The organism is Candidatus Saccharimonadales bacterium, assembly GCA_035697325.1.
Lineage (GTDB): Bacteria > Patescibacteriota > Saccharimonadia > Saccharimonadales > Saccharimonadaceae > JALRBM01.
This window is the reverse complement of sequence record DASSDB010000004.1, coordinates 269,325-289,091: the sequence shown is the minus strand read 5'-3', so window position 1 is coordinate 289,091 and position 19,767 is coordinate 269,325. Positions and strand designations below refer to the sequence as shown.

Sequence of the window (19,767 nt, the reverse complement as noted above, 5' to 3'; positions counted from 1 at the left end):
CCATATAAAGGAGGGTAGCATGATTGAACGATTAACAATCACAGGGGTAAAAGTTGAACTCGATGCGGCCACAAAAAAATACGTGACCAAAAAAATCGCGCGACTAGACCGCTATCTTCCCAAGCACGCACGCCGGAGCGTCTCGGCCGACGTAAAATTAAAGCAAGTAAACCGTGACCACGGCAATAAATACGAAGCCGAAGTTATCTTTTACGTGCCCGACAAAATCCTGACAGCTAAAGATTCAACCGTCAATTTACTAGCAGCAGTCGATATCGTTGAGGCAAAGCTTGTCAGTCAACTTCGAAAATACAAAGAAACACTAACGCCATCCCGGCGGCGAGGAGTACTAAGTCGCCTAAAAGGTGGCTTCGCTCGAGCGGCAGTTGACTAAAATACAACAATAGGATATTACAAAAGAGCGACCTACCTACGCGGAGGCCGTTCTTTTATTTGCACCACCAAGACGAGAGGGAATTCCGTTGAGTTTTTGGGATGCGTTCAAGGATTGGATGCTCGCCGTCGGCAACCCCGACGAATGGGAACGCCAGCGTGCGCAGCGAAACGCGGCCCGCCATCCGGACGCGCAGCGTTTTGGTCAGATCGGCCTTCGTGCTTACCAGCGTGCATGTGCTGCTGATGCTCAGCAGTCGCGTGCAATACGAGGACGATGACTGCATCGTCAAAGTCAAGAACGGCTACGATCGGAAGAGGGACAAGTACGTCACAGATGTTGTGATTGCTGATCGCTTCTCTGTCGATGGCGGACATTGGCATGTTGTCATTGACGAAGACGGCAACTTTCTTCATCAGGAGTGGAAGCACTATTAATCCCTGGGGTTTCGCTATGTCTCGTGGTTTGAGGCATAGCGAAACTCGGGGTAATCAATTAGGATGAGATTATGGATTTAGAAGAAAGAACCATCAAGGATACTATAGGAAAGATCGACGTTTTGGTTCAGGAGACTGAGGTAGACAGTATGCAAGTAACGGCCAGTAAAATAGTTAATTTGATCTGGTCCAATAATGTAATCAGACCTTCTACCCTTGAGACCCAGCGTTACTCAGAGCTCAATGCGATTGCCGACTTAGCAGCAGACATTGAACTGGAGAGAGAGGATGATGAGCACAGAGAGCTTTGGCGAACATTAGTTATCAACCTCGATATTATGAAAGAAAAGCTAGAATAGCTTCGCCGAGGACCTTGATACACTAAGATGAAGCTATGGAAGATCGTATACTACGAGATATTGTCGAAAAAATTGATAGTTTGGTTTCCCAGGTAAATGAGAGACCTTCTATTGAAGTTGCTTGGGATATTATTAGTGTTACTTGGGGTAACAACGTTGATATTATGATTTTTAATAACAATTACCCTGAACTTATTAGAATAGCGGACCTTGCGACGGATATTGAAGCTTATGGGGAAGATGAAGAGTACGGTAAGGAGCTTTGGAATGCACTTACTTTTAACCTTGATCTCGTGAAACGAAAGTTGGCCACCCTCTAAGTCTATCGGGTACCCAACTCCTCAGTAATCCACTAAAAAGTTCACGCTGTTTTCGCCACTCCATATCTGCTTTTTCTTTCGCAGCTCCTTTATGGCTATCGGTAACTTCGAGCGATCCAAACCCCTGGTGAATCGCTTCAAAAATGTCGCCGCCCGAAATTAATTCGGAATGCGATCCTATCGAAACAGTCCACTCGGCTATGGCTTCACGCATTGTAGGGTGCAGAGAGGCTTCACTAAGAGCTTCTCTCCATAAGCTTATTAACTCATCTTTTCTTGTCAGCTTGATGTTATCTTCAAGATAGGGTTTTATAAAATTGTAGAAATCCCTCGGCAGATCATACGTTCTCTGTCTTTTTCCATTACCTATAGTTTATCAGGTTTTTGTGTTTTTGCTGGTTCGCTTCATTGTTTCTTAAGATGAAACAGCGTATAATGAACCGTAGTGTTTTACAGAAGTTTCTAGAAGTGAGGGATTCTTTATGATTAATCGACAAAAAGCGCTGACAAAAGTGTTTGGCGATCCACAAGCACGTATTCTGAAACGGCTCCAAAAGCGAGTCGATGCCGTTAATGCGCTGGCTGATGATTACAAAAAAATGACCAAGTCGGAATTGCAAAAACAAACGACTATCCTGAAGGAGCGCCTCGAAAAAGGTGAGTCGCTTGATGCGATTTTGCCAGATGCATTCGCGCTTGTGCGCGAGGCGAGTGATCGTGTGCTTGGCATGCGCCACTTTGACGTTCAGCTTATTGGCGGCATGGTGCTTCATGAAGGCAACGTGGCTGAAATGAAAACCGGTGAAGGAAAGACGCTCGTTGCCACGCTTCCAACGTACCTTAATGCGCTTGAGGGCAAGGGTGTCCATGTCGTGACCGTCAACGATTATCTTGCCCAGCGTGATGCCAGTTGGATGGGCCAAGTATATGGATTTCTTGGTATGAAAACCGGGGTCATTATCAATGACGCTTCATTCGTGTTTGATAAAGATTTTGATAATGAGGCTCACGATGACCCACGAATGCGCAAGCTCCGCCCAGTTTCACGAAAAGAAGCATATGACGCCGATATTACCTACGGCACGAACAATGAGTTCGGTTTTGATTATCTGCGTGACAACATGGTAAATGAAGTAGAGCTCCTTCGCCAGCGCGAACTAAACTTTGCTATCGTCGACGAGGTAGACTCGATTCTTATTGACGAAGCTCGTACTCCTCTTATCATTAGTGCTCCTGCCGGTGAAAATCCAGAGAGTTACTACCAGTTTGCCAAAGTTGCGGCCAAGCTTGTATCTGAAGATTATGTACTCGACGAAAAACGACGTAGCGTTGCACTGAGTGACAAGGGTGTTGAAAAAGTGCAAAAAATGCTGGGTATAAAAAATTTATACACTCCAGATTATGTTCGTTCTGTTTATCATATGGACCAAGCGCTTCGTGCTCAAACACTCTTTAAGCGAGATAAAGATTACGTTGTGACGAATGACGGTGAGGTGATCATCGTTGATGAACACACTGGTCGTTTGATGCAAGGTCGTCGCTATAATGAAGGGCTTCACCAGGCGATCGAAGCTAAGGAGCAGGTCGCGGTACTCCAAGAGAGTATGACGCTTGCTACTATTTCTTTCCAAAACTACTTCCGTCTTTACACCAAGCTTTCCGGTATGACGGGTACGGCATTTACCGAAGCTGAAGAATTCCAGCAAATCTACAGTCTTGATGTCATTCAAATTCCATCAAACAGACCAGTCGCCCGTATCGATCACCAAGATTTGATTTTCAAAACCGAGAAAGGAAAGCTAAAAGCGGTTGCTGATGCTATCAAAAAATATCATAAAGAAGGCCGTCCCGTTCTTGTTGGTTCGGCTTCGATCGCCAAAAACGAGCTGATCGCAAGCTGGCTCGATAAAGAAAAAATCCCTTACGAAATCCTGAACGCTAAAAACAATGAACGTGAGGCAGCAATTATTGCCAAAGCAGGTGAAAAGGGTGCTATTACGCTGGCAACCAACATCGCTGGTCGCGGTACTGACATCGTGCTCGGTAAAGGCGTGAAAGAACTGGGCGGTCTGGTAGTAATTGGTAGCGAACGGCACGAATCCCGCCGCATCGATAACCAGCTCCGTGGTCGTGGCGGACGTCAGGGCGACCCTGGTGAAACTCAGTTCTACGTTTCGACTGAGGACGATCTGATGCGCATTTTCCAAGGTGAACGAATCGCTTCTTTAATGGACACGCTGGGCGTTGAAGAAGATCAGTCGATTCAAAACAAGGCCGTCTCAAAAACGCTTGAAGCAGCACAAAAACGTGTTGAGGGTTATAATTTCGACACTCGAAAAAACGTCGTCCAGTACGATAATGTTATCAACCGTCATCGTCGAGTCGTTTATACTATGCGTCGCAAAATTCTTGAAGGCGATGATATTAAGCCTGAGATTCTGCGCCTCGTCAACGAAAGTGTGCGTCGTCTTACCTATATGCCAACGAAGAACAATCCTAAATTCGTTGAAGAGTTTACGGCTATCTTTCCGGTTGACTCGAAAGAAGTCGAGGTTATTGGTGCGGAAAAACGTGACAAACGGCGTTTCGAACTTGCCGAAAAAGAAGTCACAGCATTCTATGCGAGTAAAGAGGATGAGCTTACTGCTGAAGTAATGCGAAAGGTTGAGCGCGAAGTGTATCTACAAGTACTCGATACGCTATGGATGCAGCACCTCGAGAATATGCAACACTTACGTGAGGGAATTCACTGGCGTAGCGTAGGTCAGCGTGATCCGCTTGTCGAGTATAGGAGCGAATCTCAAAAGCTGTTCGAAAGTCTTCAGGATACGCTTCGTGATGAGGTCTTGCGAGCTATCATGCATGTTCGCAAGAGTGATGTCGTTGCGCGTCAAGAAGAAGACCACGATACGGAACTGACTCGTCTTGCTGAATCTGCCGTTGAACGCGGTGTCAACGAAGTAACAGGCGGCGAGGAAAATCGCGATAGCGACTTTAAGACAAAGCCTGCCAAAACTACTACAGAAGCTAACCGGCAAAAAAATGATGCACGAAAGAAAAAGAAGGCACAGCGCCAAAACCGTAAAAAGAACCGTAAGTAGTCTATAGGAATCGTTAATGAAGCATACAGTTGAAGAGGTAAAATTAGCTAGTGGAGCGCGGGGACTCCTGATTGATATCCCCGGCGCGACAGTGATGAGCTTTCAATTTCAGTTTCGAGCAGGTAATCGTTATGTACTCAATAAAGACATCTACGAAACGGCTCATATCATGGAACACATGGCGTTTGGCGCCAATGCGCAATTTAAAAGCGAGCACGAATATGAAGCTGAGTTTACCAAGAATGGCGCATATCATAACGCATATACTAGCGACCTTTCTATGGTGTATGTTGCCGATTGTGCTGATTTTGAATGGGATCGTATTTTAGCGCTTCAACAGGTTGCGATTTGTCATCCCAAGTTTAACCCAGCGGAGCTGGAAGCCGAAAAAGGTAACGTAAAAAGCGAGCTAACAGGCTACCTTAATAATCATAATCGCGTGCTCTGGCCAAAAATCCAGCAGCTGCTCGGCGAGGACGTCTATACTTTTTGGCAGCGTCTTCAAACCATTTCAAACGTGAGCCTGGCCGATATTCGTGAACACCACAAGCGCACTCACACCGCGACCAACATGCGATTTGTCATAGCCGGAAAGCTCCACGGCCGAAAAAGTGAAATCAAGCGCCAGCTTGAAAAATGGGATCTTCCGGAAGGCGATCGCTTTGAGGTGCCGCGCGATGAATTATCGCGGGCCAACCCCACTCTTATTCGTCGCAAAGAGGCTTCAAACCTTACATTCGGTTGGTCGGTAATGATGCCGCGCGATATCAGCGACGAAGAGGTTGAAGCCATGAATTGTCTCGACCATATCCTTACGGGTACCATGCACTCCAGAATTTACGGAGCAGCCAGGAAGCGTGGTTTAGCATACAACATCTTCTCGGATACTACCGTTGGTTTTTATGATAGTAGCTGGGATTTTGGCGGCGAGGTAAATCTTGAAACAGCGGATGAACTGTTTGACATCATTGTTCGTGAAGTGAAGCACGTTATGGATGGCAAAATTACTGAAGCGGAGCTTGATGCTGCCAAGTCGTATGCACTTGGCCGGTATCAAATGGGCGCGCAAACCGTGGCACAAATCAGCAACTTCTACACCGGACGCTATTTTGCAGACGGCGTTGTAAAAGATTACGAAAAAGTCCCTGAGGCTATTCGCCGTACAACCCGTGAGCGCATGATAGACACCGCCCGTGAGTTTATCTCAGGAGATGCCTGGGTTCTCGCAGGAGTTAGTAGTGGTGAAAAAGAAGAGATAGTTTCCCTGAATGACAAACTAGCAACCTTGTTTTCTAATGCGGTAAAATAGCAATATGAACATCGCGATCGCCGGATATGCAGTCGAAGGAAAATCTAATTACGATTATTTTTCGCGTCAAGGTCATAATCTGACAATCATCGATGAACGTGAGTCGCTCCACGATGCTCCCTCGGGAATTCCTACGCGCTTAGGTAAATCCGCCTTTAAAAACCTTGATGATTTTGATATGGTCGTTCGTACCGCAAGTATGCCCCCGGCAAAACTGAGGGGTGCAAAGAAGGTGTGGTCAACGGCAAACGAGTTTTTCGCCCAATGTCCCGCGCCTATCATTGGCGTAACCGGTACGAAAGGCAAAGGAACAACGGTAAGCCTCATCGCGAGTATTTTACGTAGAGCGGGTAAAACAGTTCATGTTGTTGGAAATATCGGCAAGCCGGCACTCGACGAACTACCCAATATTTCCTCCAAGGATATTGTCGTGTACGAATTAAGCAGCTTCCAGTTATGGGATTTAAAAAAATCTCCACACATAGCTGTCGTCTTGATGATAGAGCCCGACCATCTGGATATCCACGCATCATTTGAGGAATATATAACAGCCAAAGCAAAGATCGTTGCTTCGCAGACCGAGTCGGATTTTGTCATTTTTGCTAAGCAAAATGAGTATGCGGCGAATATCGCGGGCATGTCACGTGCTCAAAAAGTCGGTGTGCAATCGCACGATACAGTCTATGTTCAAGACGGTTTTTTCTGGGATAAAGACGAAAAAATATGTGCTGTTTCGGCCCTTCTTCTGCCAGGGGCACATAACCAAGATAACGCCTGTGCGGCAATTGCTGCTGCGTGGCTGTATGTTCAAGACAAAGAAAGTATCGCAGCAGGCCTCTCCGATTTCAAAGGCCTACCGCACCGCCTAAAACTAGTGAGGACCGTCAATGATGTGCGTTACTACGATGATAGTATTGCGACTACAATCGGCAGCGCCATCGCGGCGATTCATGCTTTCTCCCAGCCAAAAATCCTTATCTTAGGTGGATCAAGTAAAGGCGTAGTTGATTTTGCAAGTTTGGTAGATGTGGCTGCGAGTGAGGGCGTAAAAGCTGTTGTCGCGATCGGTGATCAAGCCGACCTCATAGAGCAGAGTTTTAGCTCGACGAAAATTCCTGTCAAGAATATGGGTCAGCAAGTGACAATGCGTGAAATAGTGGCCGAAGCCACTCGGCTAGCAATTCCCGGCGATATTGTTATTCTTAGTCCGGCATGTGCGAGCTTTGGGATGTTTAAAAATTACACGGATCGTGGCGATCAGTTTGTCGCGGCAGTAAACGAACTATAATCTTGTTTGAAATGATCAATGCGTTGCCGTATGGCATCGGTCGGTTCAAGAATAATCATATTTTGATTAGCATTTTGAAAACGTTTCTTTAGCCAATGATAGTGAGTACATCCGAGCACTATCACATCACATCGTTTCTTCCTGAGGTCAGCTACTAATGCAGCGACCTCTATTTCTTCAGATCTGTTGTTCTCAATCACCGAAGCCCATTCATGGCAGTCGGGTTCAATGACTCTGACATCTTTGGCCCACATTTCTTTTAAAATAGCATAAGATTCGCTGGCCAGTGTTGCTCGGGTCGCACATACGGCAATCACGCCTGATTTTGTTTGTGTTGCGGCTGGCTTTATCATCGGTTCAAGGCCAATAAAAAAGATACGCGGGTGAGTTTTCCGCAAAAAAGAAATCGCATTGGTCGAAGCTGTATTGCATGCAATGACAATCACGGTGCAACCGGCATTTATAAGTGGTGTAATTGCTAGGAGCGTTAACTGCTGGATTTCTTCGGGAGATTTATTCCCGTAGGGCACATGCTCGCGATCGTGTGCGTACAGGATCTCATCATCCGTGAATGCGAGCTGGAGTTCGTCCGCGACAATTTTGCCACCAATTCCCGAATCAAATACGCCAATTTTCATTACCAGTAGTGTAGCACGACTCATGGTAAAATAGACATACATGCAACCTCTGGAGAAACGAATTGCCCATCTAAAAAAGAATGTCGCTGCCGCCTACGAGCGGCTTGCTATTGACCAGAAAGTCAAACAACTCGGAGAACTCGAAGCGGAGCTCGCCGCACCTGAAATTTGGAATAACCCTAGCTATGCTCAGGAGAAAAGCAAACAGTTTGCTCAGCTAAACGATATGGTGCAACCTTGGCAAACACTCACTATGCAAGTCTCAGATATTTCAGAGTTAATGAGCTTTGGAGACGAAAGTCTACTCGACGAATTTGAAGGGCAGGTGAGCGCGCTTGAAAAAGAATTTGCTGAGCGCAAAAAAGAGCTACTTTTTAACGGCCAATACGATGACCACAACGCAATTCTGCGCATCTCTGCGGGGGCGGGCGGTACTGATGCTCAAGACTGGGCCGAAATGCTGGAGCGGATGTATCTTCGTTGGGCCGAAAAAGCGGGTCTTCAAACAAGCGTCGTAGAGCGCTCCAATGGAGAAGAGGCAGGTATCAAAAGCAGCGTTGTAGAGGTTTCGGGTCCGTATGCTTTTGGCAAATTAAAAAGCGAAAACGGCGTGCACAGGCTCGTGCGCCTCAGTCCATTCAATAGTGATAATCTCCGACAAACCAGTTTTGCTCTTGTCGAGGTTTTGCCGCAAATAGATGCCCCCGATGAAATTCAGCTCGACGAAAAAGACTTAAAAATTGATGTATACCGGGCAGGTGGTCATGGTGGACAAAGCGTCAATACTACCGATAGCGCAGTCCGGGTGACCCATACTCCAACCGGCATTGTGGTCGCAATCCAAAATGAGCGGAGCCAGTTGCAAAATAAAGAAATGGCGCTTAAAATCTTACGCTCAAAATTAGCTCAGCTCCAACTTGAGCAGCACGCGCAAAATATCAGCGAGCTTCATGCGGGAGAGTCTGCTAATTGGGGAAGTCAGATCCGAAACTACGTACTTCATCCGTACATGCTTGTAAAAGACACCCGCACAAAGTATGAAGATCGAGATGCCCAAGGCGTGCTCGATGGCAAGCTTGATGCTTTCATGACCGCATATTTAGAGCAGAATCTTAGTTAAGATCCTGATAGCGAATGTCGTATTTTGGCAAATTCAAAAAGCACATTCTTATCCTGGCCGTACTACTCAACAAGCAGCGCAAGCCAATCAAGGAGCGTAATGCGTAAAGATGGGCGAAGTGCTCTCCATATTTCGACCAACATCGCTGCCGATAATTGTCTTTTTCATGCAGCTATTGTAGCAAACCACCACTTTTAACATGGGCGTTATGTGCTATGATAGATAAAGAAGATGATTCTGTTAGATAGGGTAACAAAAACTTACGGAAAAGATATGAAGCCGGCGCTAAACCGGATTAGTCTTCACGTTGAGCCTCGTGAATTTGTCATTTTAGTCGGAACAAGTGGAGCCGGAAAAACAACTCTACTTCGTCTACTGACAAGAGAAGAGAAGCCTACAAGCGGCAAAATAGTCGTTGGTGGAATCGATTACGATACACTCAAAGATAAGCACATTCCATTGCTTCGTCGCAAAATTGGCGTTGTTTTTCAAGATTTCAAACTCCTGCCGCAGCGCACCGTCTTTGAGAATGTTGCATTTGCACTTGAAATCGCCGGTATGACCGGTCGTGAAATTAAAAATACCGTCCCTAAGGTTATTGAACTCGTCGGATTAACGGGTAAGGAAAAGCAATTTCCGCATCAGCTTTCCGGTGGTGAACGCCAACGCGTAGCGATCGCTCGTGCTGTCGTGCGCCAACCTAAGATTCTTATTGCCGATGAGCCAACCGGAAATCTCGACCCAAAACATAGCTGGGATATTGTGCGTCTACTTGAAAAAATTAACAAATACGGCACGACAGTTCTTCTCACCACTCACAACGTTGAAATCGTTAACAAGTTAAAGCGTCGCGTTGTAACGCTGGAGCACGGTAAAATTACAGGCGATCAGGCCCAGGGGAGTTATCGCCAATGAGTAAGAAAATGGATGCAAAAGCATTTGCATTGCAAAAGCGCAAACGTCGTCAGTGGCTCACATTTGTCCGGATGTGTCGCTATGGTGTCAATAACTTCAGTCGTAATGCGTGGCTTACTATCGCCGCAACGGCCGTCATGACAATTACGCTATTAGTGGTATTCGTTACCCTTGCTGCTCGTAATGTCCTGCTTGATACCGTATCTGAAATCCGTGACAAAGTAGACATGTCGATTTATATCAAAAACGACACATCAAACGACGACGTAAAGAAAATCCAATCAGGACTTGAAAAACTCAGCTCCGTTCGCAAAGTATCCTTTATCAGTCCTGAAGAAGCACGTTCAAACTTTGCCCAGTCTAATAAATCGAATACCGGAGCGCTCGATGCATTAAACGAAGCGACTAACGAATTTCCTGGGACCTTCCGAATTAGCCCAGTTGATATAAACAAAACTGACGAACTGCGAAAGTTTGTGGATACCGACGAAACGCTTAAAAAGAACATCGACCCAAATCGTAAACCGTCATTTGCTGGTGAACGTCGTTCGGCCATTGAAAACATTGGTCGGTGGGTAAGTTTTGCCGAACGAGCCGGACTGGGTGCTAGTATTATTTTCATCGCCATATCTTCTCTCATCGTGTTTAATACGATTCGTATGGCCATTTTTAATCGCCGTGACGAAATTCAGATGATGAAGCTCATTGGTGCGGATCGCAGCTTTATCAGAGGACCATTCGTCGTTGAGGCGGTGGTCTATGGTTTTATTGCCGCAATCGTTGCGACGGCGCTTGGCATAGCTATTCTCTATGGAGCAAGCGGTCCGCTACTCAGCTATGGCGTCATGGTTCAAAATACTATCAATTTACTCTCGGTATACATTGCGTTTGTGCTCCTAGGTATGATCCTTCTCGGTGCGATCATCGGTATTGTTTCTTCGCTCCTTGCAACAAGACGCTACCTAAAAATATAAGACTATAAACCAAGGGCCGCATTTTACGTCCGTGACAAAAGACACCGCTGCTATCTAATCTAGTGGTAACATTGACATAAGCTCATTTTCGTGCTAGCATAAGCGTAATGAAACAGCGGTCCACCACACCAGTTTCGAAGCACATCATTCGTCGGGTAGCACTAACGACGATTGCTGGTCTCATGGTGGTAACCGTCCCATTCTCATTTAGCCCAAAAGTATCGGCCGATAAATACGATGATCAAATCAATGCCCTCCAAAAAGAAATCGATCAATATCAGGCGAAAGCAGGTGATCTTAATAAGCAAATTCTTTCGCTTCAAGAAGAAATCAAAGGTATTGATAGCCAAAAGAGCCTTATCCAGACACAGATCAGCCTTACTGAGGTGAAGCTAGCTAAATTACAGCAAGATATTGCGGATACCGAAAAACGAATCAGTGATAACCGGACAGCTCTCGGTACGACACTGGCTGATTTATATGTTGACGATACAATTTCACCTCTTGAAATGCTGGCAAGTAGCAAAAGCATCGCCGATTATGTCGATAAACAAGAATACCGTAATGTCATTCGCGACCAGCTATCTGTGACCATCGAAACGATTAAAAAATTAAAAGCTGACCTTGAAGCTCAAAAAACCGATGTTCAACGAACTCTTGCGGATCAGACAAATGCTAAAAATGCTCTTGTCGCTAAAGAAGCTGAACGAAATACACTTCTTGCGAAGACTCAAGGACAAGAAAATGCCTATAGGCAACTCTCCTCTGATCGTGAAGCACAAAAGCTAAAGGTCCAACAACAGCAGCAGGCTGCCATCGAAGCCGCGATTGCTGCGGCAGGAGGTGGAGGAGCAGTCGTGTTGCCGGGAACTTCTGGTGGTTACCCCTGGAATTCCTCTAATTGTTATGTTGATTCAAACGCACTTTCGCATGGAGGTGTCGACGGCAACGGCGGTGATGGCATGGGTTATGGTTGTCGTCAATGTGCTAGCTACGTGGCATGGAGAATCCTCAAAGAAACGGGCTACGCTCCTACGTACTGGGGAGATGCCATCGACTTTGTCTCAAGTGGTCGGGCAGCTGGCTTCACTGTATCTTCCACGCCTCGAGAACGATCGGCCGGCGTCATTACTACCGGGGGTCGTCCTGGTCATGTCGTATGGGTAGAAAGTATCGATAAGAATAACGGCACGATGATTGTTAGCCAGTACAATTACTACAACGCCGGTGGTCCTGGTTGGGGTAACTACAGCAAGATGCAGGTACCAATTGGTACCTATCAGCAGTACGTCTACTTCTAAACGGTGAGCAATTTCACCCCTAGCGCACAACTTCGGATGTGCGCTATACTTAGTACGTTAGTTAAGAGGGTTTTTATGTGGCAGAAAAAAAACAGTCAATGACGTCGTCGAAAGAAGAAAAAACAGGTATCTCACGACCCGTCTATTTTTTTACCATCGCAATCGTGGCGGTAGTAGGGTTTGTTGCTGGTACTCGAAGTAATAATTTTATAGCTACCGTCGGGCCTATATTCGGCTTTAAAGTCGCGGCAAACAGCACGATTGACTTAAGCTCGGTTCAGCAAACATTCCAACAGCTCAAGGGTAATTTTGATGGTAATCTTGATACTCAAAAACTGATTGAAGGAGCAAGTAGGGGCCTTGTGGCTGCGGCCGGCGACCAATACACGGTCTATATGGACCCTAAAGAGGCGTCGGATTTCAACAAAGACCTTACCGGTGATATCGGAGGTGGAATCGGTGCCGAAATTGGTATCCGGGGTAGTAAGCCTACGATCATCAGGGTACTTGCAAATAATCCGGCCGAAAAAGCTGGGCTTAAAGCCGGCGATACGATTGTGGCCGTCAATGATCAAGCCGCTTCAGACTGGACGGCAGATAAAACTGCAACCGAAATCCGTGGCGAAGCCGGCACAACGGTGAAACTCGTCGTATTGAGAGGTAACGAAACGAAGGATTTTACCGTTACAAGACAGGTTGTTGATAACCCAAGCGTCCAGGCTTCAGTACAAAATGGTCTTGGCATCCTTACTATTAGTCGGTTTGACGACCACACGGGCACACTGGCACGTAAAGCAGCCGAAAGCTTCAAACAGCAGAATGTGCATGGTGTCATACTTGATCTTCGAGGCAATGGTGGCGGCTATATTACGGCGGCACAAGATGTAGCAGGCCTATGGCTGAATAATGAGGTGGTTGTTTCTGAAAGAGTGAACGGCAAAGTGACCGATGAGCTTCGGTCAGGCTCAGACGCAATCCTAGGCTCCATTCCTACAGTTGTAGTCGTTAATGGCAGTAGTGCATCCGCTAGTGAGATCGTAGCCGGAGCACTCCAAGACCATAAAAAAGCGACACTTATCGGTGAAAAGACTTTTGGCAAGGGAACTGTGCAAAAGGTCTTGGACCTTGGAGCCGGAGCCGTCTTAAAGGTGACCGTGGCCAGGTGGTATACACCCAATGGAAAAAATATCACCAAAGAGGGTATTAGTCCTGATCAAGCCGTCGATCTTACCGCAGCGGATGCAGATGCCGGAAGAGACCCTCAGCTCGACGCCGCAAAGGCAAAATTACAGTAGTAAAGCCGACGCTTGTGCTTTTGGTAGGTTTTAGGGTACTATTAGTATAGTTATGGATGCAAATGCAAAGAAAAAAATTCTGCTTGTAGAAGACGATACGGCTTTAGCCGCAGTTTATAAATCTCGTTTGGAGCTCGAAGGCTTTGAAATACGGGAAGTAAATAACGGTGAAGAGGCTCTCTCAGCGGCTATCGATTTCAAGCCGGACCTCATTCTTCTTGATGCGATGATGCCTAAGATCAGTGGATTTGACGTTCTTGATATCTTACGTAATACGCCGGAGACGACCAATATCCGGGTTATTATGCTCACAGCGCTTAGTCAGCCCAAAGATAAAGAGCGAGCTGAGTCACTAGGTGTCGATGATTACCTTGTAAAATCTCAGGTGGTTATTGGCGACGTCGTGGAGCGCATCAAGCACCACCTCGAACTAGCAAAATAAGCAAGCACACTAAAAATTCCACGCCGTAGACGTGGTGTTTTTAACGTAAGCATTTTATTGACATAATAGCTATATTCTGCTACGATAATAGAAGATAAAGCGAAAGTGACACACAAAAAAATGTCTGAAACAAAAAAACCATACATTGAGATTACACCCTACGATGCCAAGCAGTTTTTTGAAACGCCTGATTCTGTCGTGGAAGCCAAAAGAGATGCTCTTTATGGAGAAGGTGCTCTTGGTCGTTTCGCAGTTAATGCTATCGCGAAACGCGGAGGGCTTGTCGGTGTGGTTTTTGCCCCCGATGACAAAGGTATCAGGCACCCCGCCAGGATCGTGAACCTAGGCAAAGACTTTGGCACACCTGTCCATATTGACTACAACAAGCCTTTCGATGCTCAGTATGAACCACTCGACACCGCCGCGAAGGAAGAGGAGCAGGCAGAAAACATGGCTGCGGATACGATGGTTATTAAACGAGATGAGATCGAAACACTTGATACTCCCGCAGAGCTTGACGAAGGTGAACCTACCCAAACTGTTGACATGAAAAACATACTTGATGAAGGACGCGATTCAGAAGTCGTTTCGCCTACTGAGCTGGCAGAAGAAGTTGCCCCCGAATCTGATGAAGCGTTTGAAGGAGCAGCCAGTAACAAAGATCTTATTTCAGAAATAGAAGCAGAACCTGTTACGGGAGCAAAGAAAGAGCCTACTCCAGAAATACCTTGGCGGCAACTTTCACTGGCCGAAAGACTAGCGGGCGCAACTGAACCGCAAGAGAAAGAAGCAGACCCACAGGAGGAACTTGAGGCATCTGCTGAGGAGCAGAGAGAGATTGAAAAGCTTGAGTTGCAAGATATGGAAGTGGCAGAAGCTGTTTCTAAAGTAATAGAGCATACAACCGAGCAGCTCGATAATATGAGCAAAGAAACAGTAGAACTTGCTACTCGATTTGATGAAACATATCCAAATGCATACCGCATTGGTCACACGATAGAGCAAAGCGGTGTACTGCCCGTACTTGATGATATGAAGAAGACCTTTGGCGAGCACGATGCTCGGATTGTTGATATGCAGGCCGAAACAGCTCGATACGTAAAGACCGAAGAAAGTGTTCGTAGACAAGAGCAAACGGAAGAACGCAGCACAAAGCAGGCCTTCCGACAAGAAGCCCTCGAGACTATTGAAAAACTGAGCGAACAGTTAAGCAAGATGGAAGAGGCGAATTCAGGTATGCTGGAAATACAACGAAGTCTCGATAGTATGCTGCGTGATCATGCTCAGCTTATCTACTATCCTGATGTTTCTGTATTTAGAGGTGCCGCTGAAATGACCGGTGACACAGTAAAGCAGTTTACCGAGAGACTTTCTGCGCGCGGTGAGAGCGGAAAGCGAATTCGGTCGCTTATTGAAGAGCTTACAGAGATTCAGGGGAAGCTCCAGGCCGAAGAATAACAATAACGAAAAATCACCTCGGCCGAGGTGATTTTTTTGAGATAAGATGTTTATTTGACGCTTACTTCGGTGCGAGGAGCTGTTTTACCGGTAAAGCGGCTCTTCTTTACCTTTTGGAATGAGACGGTTCCATCCTGAGCGGCATGAATAGTAAAGTTCTTGCTCATAAATGTACCTGGGCCGGCAATTTTTGTGCTACCGGTTTGACGTACGAGAACTTCGCCCGTGCGGACGGTTTGGCCGCCAAAGCGCTTAACACCAAGACGCTGGCCGGCATTGTTGTGGATGTTTTTACTTGTTCCACCTGCTTTAACGTGTGACATGGATAACTCCTTATAGTTTCTATAACAATCTGCTCTATTGTACTCTGATACGGAGTTTTCGTCAAGATAAAAGCGGCTTTATGCTACTTCTTTACCAAGACAAGTAGCTCACGGGCAACAATTTGATCTTCGCGGTAGTAAAGGAGGCCATGGACGTCCGTGTTTTTAAATGAGACAACCGAAAAACCAAAGTCTCCGACCGATTTTATGAGCGGTAAGTGAGTGAATTGGCCTTGCGAGTTCTTCCAGGCCGGTACACCAACGCAGAGTGGTGTGCCAGGTTGAAGCTGAGAGCTGATGTTTTTTAAAAAAGTGGAGATAATGTGGTTGCAGTTTTTTCGCACTTGGTCGAGCTTTTCGGGTGAGGGAGGGGCGCTGAAAGGTTGGCCCAGGTAACTTTCGCAGGCTACGGCATCAATAGGCTGTTCCCAGATTGTTTCCATGGCATCTCCGACATAGAGGTCCTGGTTAAAGGAGATGTGGTATGCGTCTTTAAGCCACGCGAGGTTGTCGTGTGAATAACGGATCATTTTTTCGCTGAGGTCAGTGCCGTACACGGCATAGCCGAGAAGGGCCGCTTCTTGAAGGATAACGCCGGTGCCACAAAAAGGATCAAGCACGCGACCGCCTGGCTTGGTAGGCGCAAGGTTGATCATAATTTGAGCAAGTTTTGGCGGCAGCATACCCACGAATGCATCACGCTTTGGTCGACCTTGATCACGACGAGCAAGCGAGGTAATGTTTTGTGCGCCGATACTTTCCGCGATACAAACACGGCCATCGGACGCCTTTACTACAAGCAACTCAACTTTATTGGCGCTAAGCCCTAACTTGTTGTGATGAGAGACGGCAGTATTAAGAGAGGTATCGGCATTGGGAACAAGACGAAGGCTGATTCCGGCTTCTTTTAGCTTTTGCTTAAGAATGATGCCGGTTTTTTGCACGTCACGAGGGCTTGTTTTGAAGCCGTACGCACTGATTCCAAGAGTTATTTTACCTTGGGCTGAGTCCCAGTGCCTTCTGTAATAATTTACGAGTTGCATACTGATACGGTGCCAATCTCCATTAGGAAATTCCGCGATGATCTTTCCGGCTTTTTGTGTGCCACCAAGACGCTCAACGAAAAAATCGGTAGCTTCAACGGTGGCTGAATCGGGTGAAAACCACGCGGTGTTTTCCGCACCATAGAGTCGCTCAAGTTCGGCCATGCCTAAATTTGGTTGGCGTCCAAGTATCGCAATGTACATGTTTCATAGTATATACTAAGAACATGTCTTTTCGAGCGTGGGTAAGTATTGTAACGCTAGTATTGATCGTTGTGATCATTTTCTTTTCGCGTCATGAGCTGGTGCATGCATGGCAGCTTTTAGAGCGGGTAAACTTATGGCTGTTGCTTCTTTTGATCCCGGGTCAGGCATTGGCGTATTATGCAAGCGGTGAAATGATCTTCTCATACCTGCGTGCAAAGAATTCGATCGATGACGTGAAAGGCCCGGAACTGGCCCGGATGTCACTTGAGATGAATTTTGTAAATCATATCCTGCCAAGCGGTGGGGTGAGCGGTGTGTCGTATATGACATGGCGGTTAGGCAAATATGGCGTTCCTCCGGGTCGTGCCGCTATGGCGCAGGTAGTGCGGTTTGCTATGGGATTTGTTTCGTTCATTGTGCTTCTAGTGGTGGCTGTTTTGGCTGTAACAATAGACGGTAATATCAACCGCTGGATCATTCTAGTGAGCAGTACAATGGTGGCCGGTATGACGACGGTGATTTTGCTTGGCGCGTATCTTTTGAACGGCGAGCGGAGAACCGAGAAATTTGCAGACTGGGTAACTCATACGACAAACGGTTTGGTGCGAAAAGCGACGCTAGGAAAGCGGCGCAAGGTACTTAACGATACTAAAGTGCGTCATTTTTTTCAAGAAATGCATAGCGATTATGTGGCACTGAAGCAGGATAAGGCCATCTTGCTGAAGCCATTTTTGTGGGGGTTGGTATTTACGGCTTTCGACGCGTTGTTATTTTGGATTACATTTTGGGCGCTTGGTACGCCGGTCAATCCTGCTCCTATTTTGATTGCATATGGCGCGGCAAGTATGGCGGCATTTTTTGTGGTAACTCCCGGAGGCGCGGGAGCATACGAGGCGATCATGGTAGGTTTTTTGGCGATAGCCGGGCTTAGCCAAGGTGTTGCAATAGCAGGTATTGTACTGACACGCGTGATCTTACTTATTGGGACTATTTTGTTTGGCTACTTATTTTATCAGCATGCGATTTTGAAGTATGGACGACGAGACACAAAAGCTTCGAATTAGTGTCAGCGATTTTATCGCGCTTACCAATCAATCGCTTGAATATGCATTTCCGTATGTTGAAGTTGAAGGAGAAGTAAGTAGCTTTAAAGTAAATCAGGGAAAATATGTCTTTTTTGACCTGAAGGACAATGGGGGAAGTGTGGGCTGCTTTATGATGGCTTGGCAGCTTCGCGTGGCGATTGAAGAAGGAATGAAGGTTATCGTGGGGGCCACTCCAAAGCTTACGCAGTGGGGAAAGTTTAGCCTGACGGTGCGCAGTATCCGCCCAAGCGGAGAAGGAAGCTTGAAGAAAAGCTTTGAATTATTAAAAGAAAAACTGACCAAAGAAGGGTTGTTCGCACCTGAGAGAAAGCGAGTACTTCCTGAAGTACCGATGCATGTCGGAATTATAAGTAGTATACAGGCAGCTGGATACGGCGATTTTATCAAAATATTAGGCGAGCGTTTCGGTGGTATTAAGGTGGATGTCGCTCATGTGCAAGTGCAAGGAGACGGGGCTGCTGATCAGATCGTACGAGCTATTAAGTATTTTAATTCCCACGACGTACTCCCCGAAGTACTGGTGATCGTTCGAGGTGGCGGAAGTGCTGATGATTTAGGTACGTTTAATGATGAGCTGCTGGTGCGCGAGATAGCTACAAGCCGTATTCCGACGCTTGTGGGGGTCGGGCACGAAGTGGATGTAACTCTGGCAGACTTGGCAGCAGATGTACGAGCAGCAACACCGAGCAATGCAGCTCAGCTGCTTGTTCCCGATCGCCGCGAGATGATACGCGCAACCAGGCACAAGGTGCAAAGGATCGTTCCAAAAGTGGAGCGAATCATTGAGCAGCAACAGCGTGATGTGGAACAGATTCTTCAGCGTGCTTTTGAGCGTATTGATCGGAGACAGGCACAGGCTCATGATCAGTTACAGGCAATTCGAAGAGTGTTGCACCAGATGGATCCGCAAATCGTATTACAGCGCGGCTATGCGATTGTCCGCGGAGAGGTACGCCCCGGGACAATGCTTGAAATTGAGAAAAGCGATATACTAATAACAGCGGAGGTTCGTAATGTCAGAAAAAAGTAATAGCGCAACAATCGCACAAAAAACTGCTATGCTCCAAAAGTTGGTTGCATGGTTTGAGAGTGATGACTTTGCGCTCGAGAAAGCGCTGGATAAATTCGCGGAGGCAGAAAAGCTCGCGGCTGAAATTGAGCATGACCTTTTATCGCTAAAGAATGATATCCAAGTGGTGAAGGCACGCTTTGACGAGGTGTAGATGGTAGTTTTTTGGATTGTAGCCGGAATCGTTTTGCTGTTCGGGTTTGTGGTATTCTTTGGCGCTCCCTATGTGCCAAGCAAACGACGGGAGCTTGAGAAGGTATTCAAGGAATTATATGGTTTAACCTCCCGTGATGTACTCGTGGATCTGGGATCGGGGGATGGTATCGTACTGCGAGTAGCGGCTAAAACCGGCGCCAAGGCAATCGGTTACGAGTTGAATCCGGCTCTTGTGCTATTGTCGCGATTCTTTTCGCGAGGAAGCAAGAATATTCGCATAGTGTCGGCAAATATGTGGCAGGTGCAATTACCTCCCGAAACGACAGTCGTGTATGTGTTCGCTGTTTCTCGGGATATTGGAAAAGTAGCGCGCAAGCTACAAAGTGAAGTGAATCGCTTGCGTCATCCGATCTCAGTTATCAGCTACGGCTGTGCTATCCCTCATATGACAGCGCTCAGAGTGCTCGGTGCGCATCATCTGTATACCTTTGCTCCTTTACAGCCAAAATAAA

Annotated in this window: 21 protein-coding genes; 17 read left to right on the top strand and 4 right to left on the bottom strand. The window is 46.6% G+C overall.

All coding sequences use genetic code 11. The annotated features are described in order from the left end of the window. Positions 1 to 19: 19 nt before the first annotated feature. A complete protein-coding gene (raiA, locus tag VFH06_05425; protein HET6747519.1) occupies positions 20 to 394 on the top strand; it encodes a ribosome-associated translation inhibitor RaiA in 375 nt (124 codons plus the stop codon). Positions 395 to 501: 107 nt separating this feature from the next. On the opposite strand, the gene VFH06_05420 is transcribed toward raiA, so the two are convergent. Then, positions 502 to 810 carry a hypothetical protein gene (locus tag VFH06_05420; protein ID HET6747518.1) on the bottom strand — a complete coding sequence of 103 codons (309 nt, stop codon included), beginning with the start codon at positions 808 to 810 and terminating at the stop codon, positions 502 to 504. A 92-nt stretch (positions 811 to 902) separates the two neighbouring features. On the opposite strand from VFH06_05420, the gene VFH06_05415 reads away from it, so the two are divergent. The 5 genes from VFH06_05415 (at position 903) to murD (ending at position 7,208) form a co-directional block, all read left to right on the top strand. Next, positions 903 to 1,190 carry a hypothetical protein gene (locus VFH06_05415; GenBank protein HET6747517.1) on the top strand — a complete coding sequence of 96 codons (288 nt, stop codon included), beginning with the start codon at positions 903 to 905 and terminating at the stop codon, positions 1,188 to 1,190. A gap of 35 nt (positions 1,191 to 1,225) precedes the next feature. Beyond that, on the top strand, positions 1,226 to 1,510 hold the full coding sequence (locus VFH06_05410; GenBank protein HET6747516.1) for a hypothetical protein: 285 nt from the start codon (positions 1,226 to 1,228) through the stop codon (positions 1,508 to 1,510). Positions 1,511 to 1,992: 482 nt separating this feature from the next. Then, complete coding sequence (secA, locus tag VFH06_05405; GenBank protein ID HET6747515.1) at positions 1,993 to 4,611, top strand: preprotein translocase subunit SecA; 2,619 nt, start codon at positions 1,993 to 1,995, stop codon at positions 4,609 to 4,611. A 16-nt stretch (positions 4,612 to 4,627) separates the two neighbouring features. Next, complete coding sequence (locus VFH06_05400) at positions 4,628 to 5,920, top strand: pitrilysin family protein (protein HET6747514.1); 1,293 nt, start codon at positions 4,628 to 4,630, stop codon at positions 5,918 to 5,920. A gap of 4 nt (positions 5,921 to 5,924) precedes the next feature. Further along, positions 5,925 to 7,208: a UDP-N-acetylmuramoyl-L-alanine--D-glutamate ligase gene (murD, locus tag VFH06_05395; GenBank protein HET6747513.1), complete on the top strand. Its 1,284-nt coding sequence runs from the start codon at positions 5,925 to 5,927 to the stop codon at positions 7,206 to 7,208. Here the strand turns inward: murD and VFH06_05390 are convergent. Beyond that, on the bottom strand, positions 7,178 to 7,846 hold the full coding sequence (locus tag VFH06_05390) for an aspartate/glutamate racemase family protein (GenBank protein ID HET6747512.1): 669 nt from the start codon (positions 7,844 to 7,846) through the stop codon (positions 7,178 to 7,180). The two genes, murD and VFH06_05390, sit on opposite strands and share 31 nt — an antisense overlap. 40 nt (positions 7,847 to 7,886) lie before the next feature. Between VFH06_05390 and prfB the strand changes: the two genes are divergently transcribed. From prfB to VFH06_05355, 7 genes are all read left to right on the top strand, one after another. After that, entirely contained in the window at positions 7,887 to 8,966 is a 1,080-nt protein-coding gene (prfB, locus tag VFH06_05385; GenBank protein HET6747511.1) for a peptide chain release factor 2, read from the top strand. A 231-nt stretch (positions 8,967 to 9,197) separates the two neighbouring features. Further along, positions 9,198 to 9,881 carry a cell division ATP-binding protein FtsE gene (gene ftsE / locus VFH06_05380; protein ID HET6747510.1) on the top strand — a complete coding sequence of 228 codons (684 nt, stop codon included), beginning with the start codon at positions 9,198 to 9,200 and terminating at the stop codon, positions 9,879 to 9,881. After that, complete coding sequence (locus tag VFH06_05375) at positions 9,878 to 10,855, top strand: permease-like cell division protein FtsX (protein ID HET6747509.1); 978 nt, start codon at positions 9,878 to 9,880, stop codon at positions 10,853 to 10,855. The genes ftsE and VFH06_05375 overlap by 4 nt, the downstream gene beginning before the upstream one ends. 107 nt (positions 10,856 to 10,962) lie before the next feature. Continuing rightward, on the top strand, positions 10,963 to 12,156 hold the full coding sequence (locus VFH06_05370; GenBank protein HET6747508.1) for a CHAP domain-containing protein: 1,194 nt from the start codon (positions 10,963 to 10,965) through the stop codon (positions 12,154 to 12,156). A 77-nt stretch (positions 12,157 to 12,233) separates the two neighbouring features. Continuing rightward, positions 12,234 to 13,451: a S41 family peptidase gene (locus VFH06_05365; protein HET6747507.1), complete on the top strand. Its 1,218-nt coding sequence runs from the start codon at positions 12,234 to 12,236 to the stop codon at positions 13,449 to 13,451. Positions 13,452 to 13,503: 52 nt separating this feature from the next. Beyond that, positions 13,504 to 13,893, top strand: coding sequence for a response regulator (locus VFH06_05360; GenBank protein ID HET6747506.1), 390 nt, complete (start codon positions 13,504 to 13,506; stop codon positions 13,891 to 13,893). Between the two features lie 120 nt (positions 13,894 to 14,013). Then, positions 14,014 to 15,351: a hypothetical protein gene (locus VFH06_05355; protein HET6747505.1), complete on the top strand. Its 1,338-nt coding sequence runs from the start codon at positions 14,014 to 14,016 to the stop codon at positions 15,349 to 15,351. A gap of 50 nt (positions 15,352 to 15,401) precedes the next feature. Here VFH06_05355 and VFH06_05350 read toward each other — a convergent pair whose 3' ends face one another. Further along, on the bottom strand, positions 15,402 to 15,674 hold the full coding sequence (locus VFH06_05350) for a 50S ribosomal protein L27 (protein HET6747504.1): 273 nt from the start codon (positions 15,672 to 15,674) through the stop codon (positions 15,402 to 15,404). A gap of 83 nt (positions 15,675 to 15,757) precedes the next feature. After that, on the bottom strand, positions 15,758 to 16,921 hold the full coding sequence (locus VFH06_05345; GenBank protein HET6747503.1) for a DNA methyltransferase: 1,164 nt from the start codon (positions 16,919 to 16,921) through the stop codon (positions 15,758 to 15,760). 23 nt (positions 16,922 to 16,944) lie between these two features. Between VFH06_05345 and VFH06_05340 the strand changes: the two genes are divergently transcribed. From VFH06_05340 to VFH06_05325, 4 genes are read left to right on the top strand one after another with little or no spacing between them, the layout of a single operon-like run. Then, a complete protein-coding gene (locus VFH06_05340) occupies positions 16,945 to 17,988 on the top strand; it encodes a lysylphosphatidylglycerol synthase transmembrane domain-containing protein (GenBank protein ID HET6747502.1) in 1,044 nt (347 codons plus the stop codon). After that, entirely contained in the window at positions 17,957 to 19,060 is a 1,104-nt protein-coding gene (gene xseA, locus VFH06_05335) for an exodeoxyribonuclease VII large subunit (protein ID HET6747501.1), read from the top strand. Before VFH06_05340 ends, xseA begins: the two co-directional genes overlap by 32 nt. Then, positions 19,044 to 19,253 (top strand): hypothetical protein, encoded by a 210-nt coding sequence (locus VFH06_05330; protein ID HET6747500.1) that lies wholly within the window; start codon positions 19,044 to 19,046, stop codon positions 19,251 to 19,253. Before xseA ends, VFH06_05330 begins: the two co-directional genes overlap by 17 nt. After that, positions 19,254 to 19,766 (top strand): methyltransferase domain-containing protein, encoded by a 513-nt coding sequence (locus VFH06_05325; GenBank protein ID HET6747499.1) that lies wholly within the window; start codon positions 19,254 to 19,256, stop codon positions 19,764 to 19,766. Position 19,767: the final 1 nt, after the last annotated feature.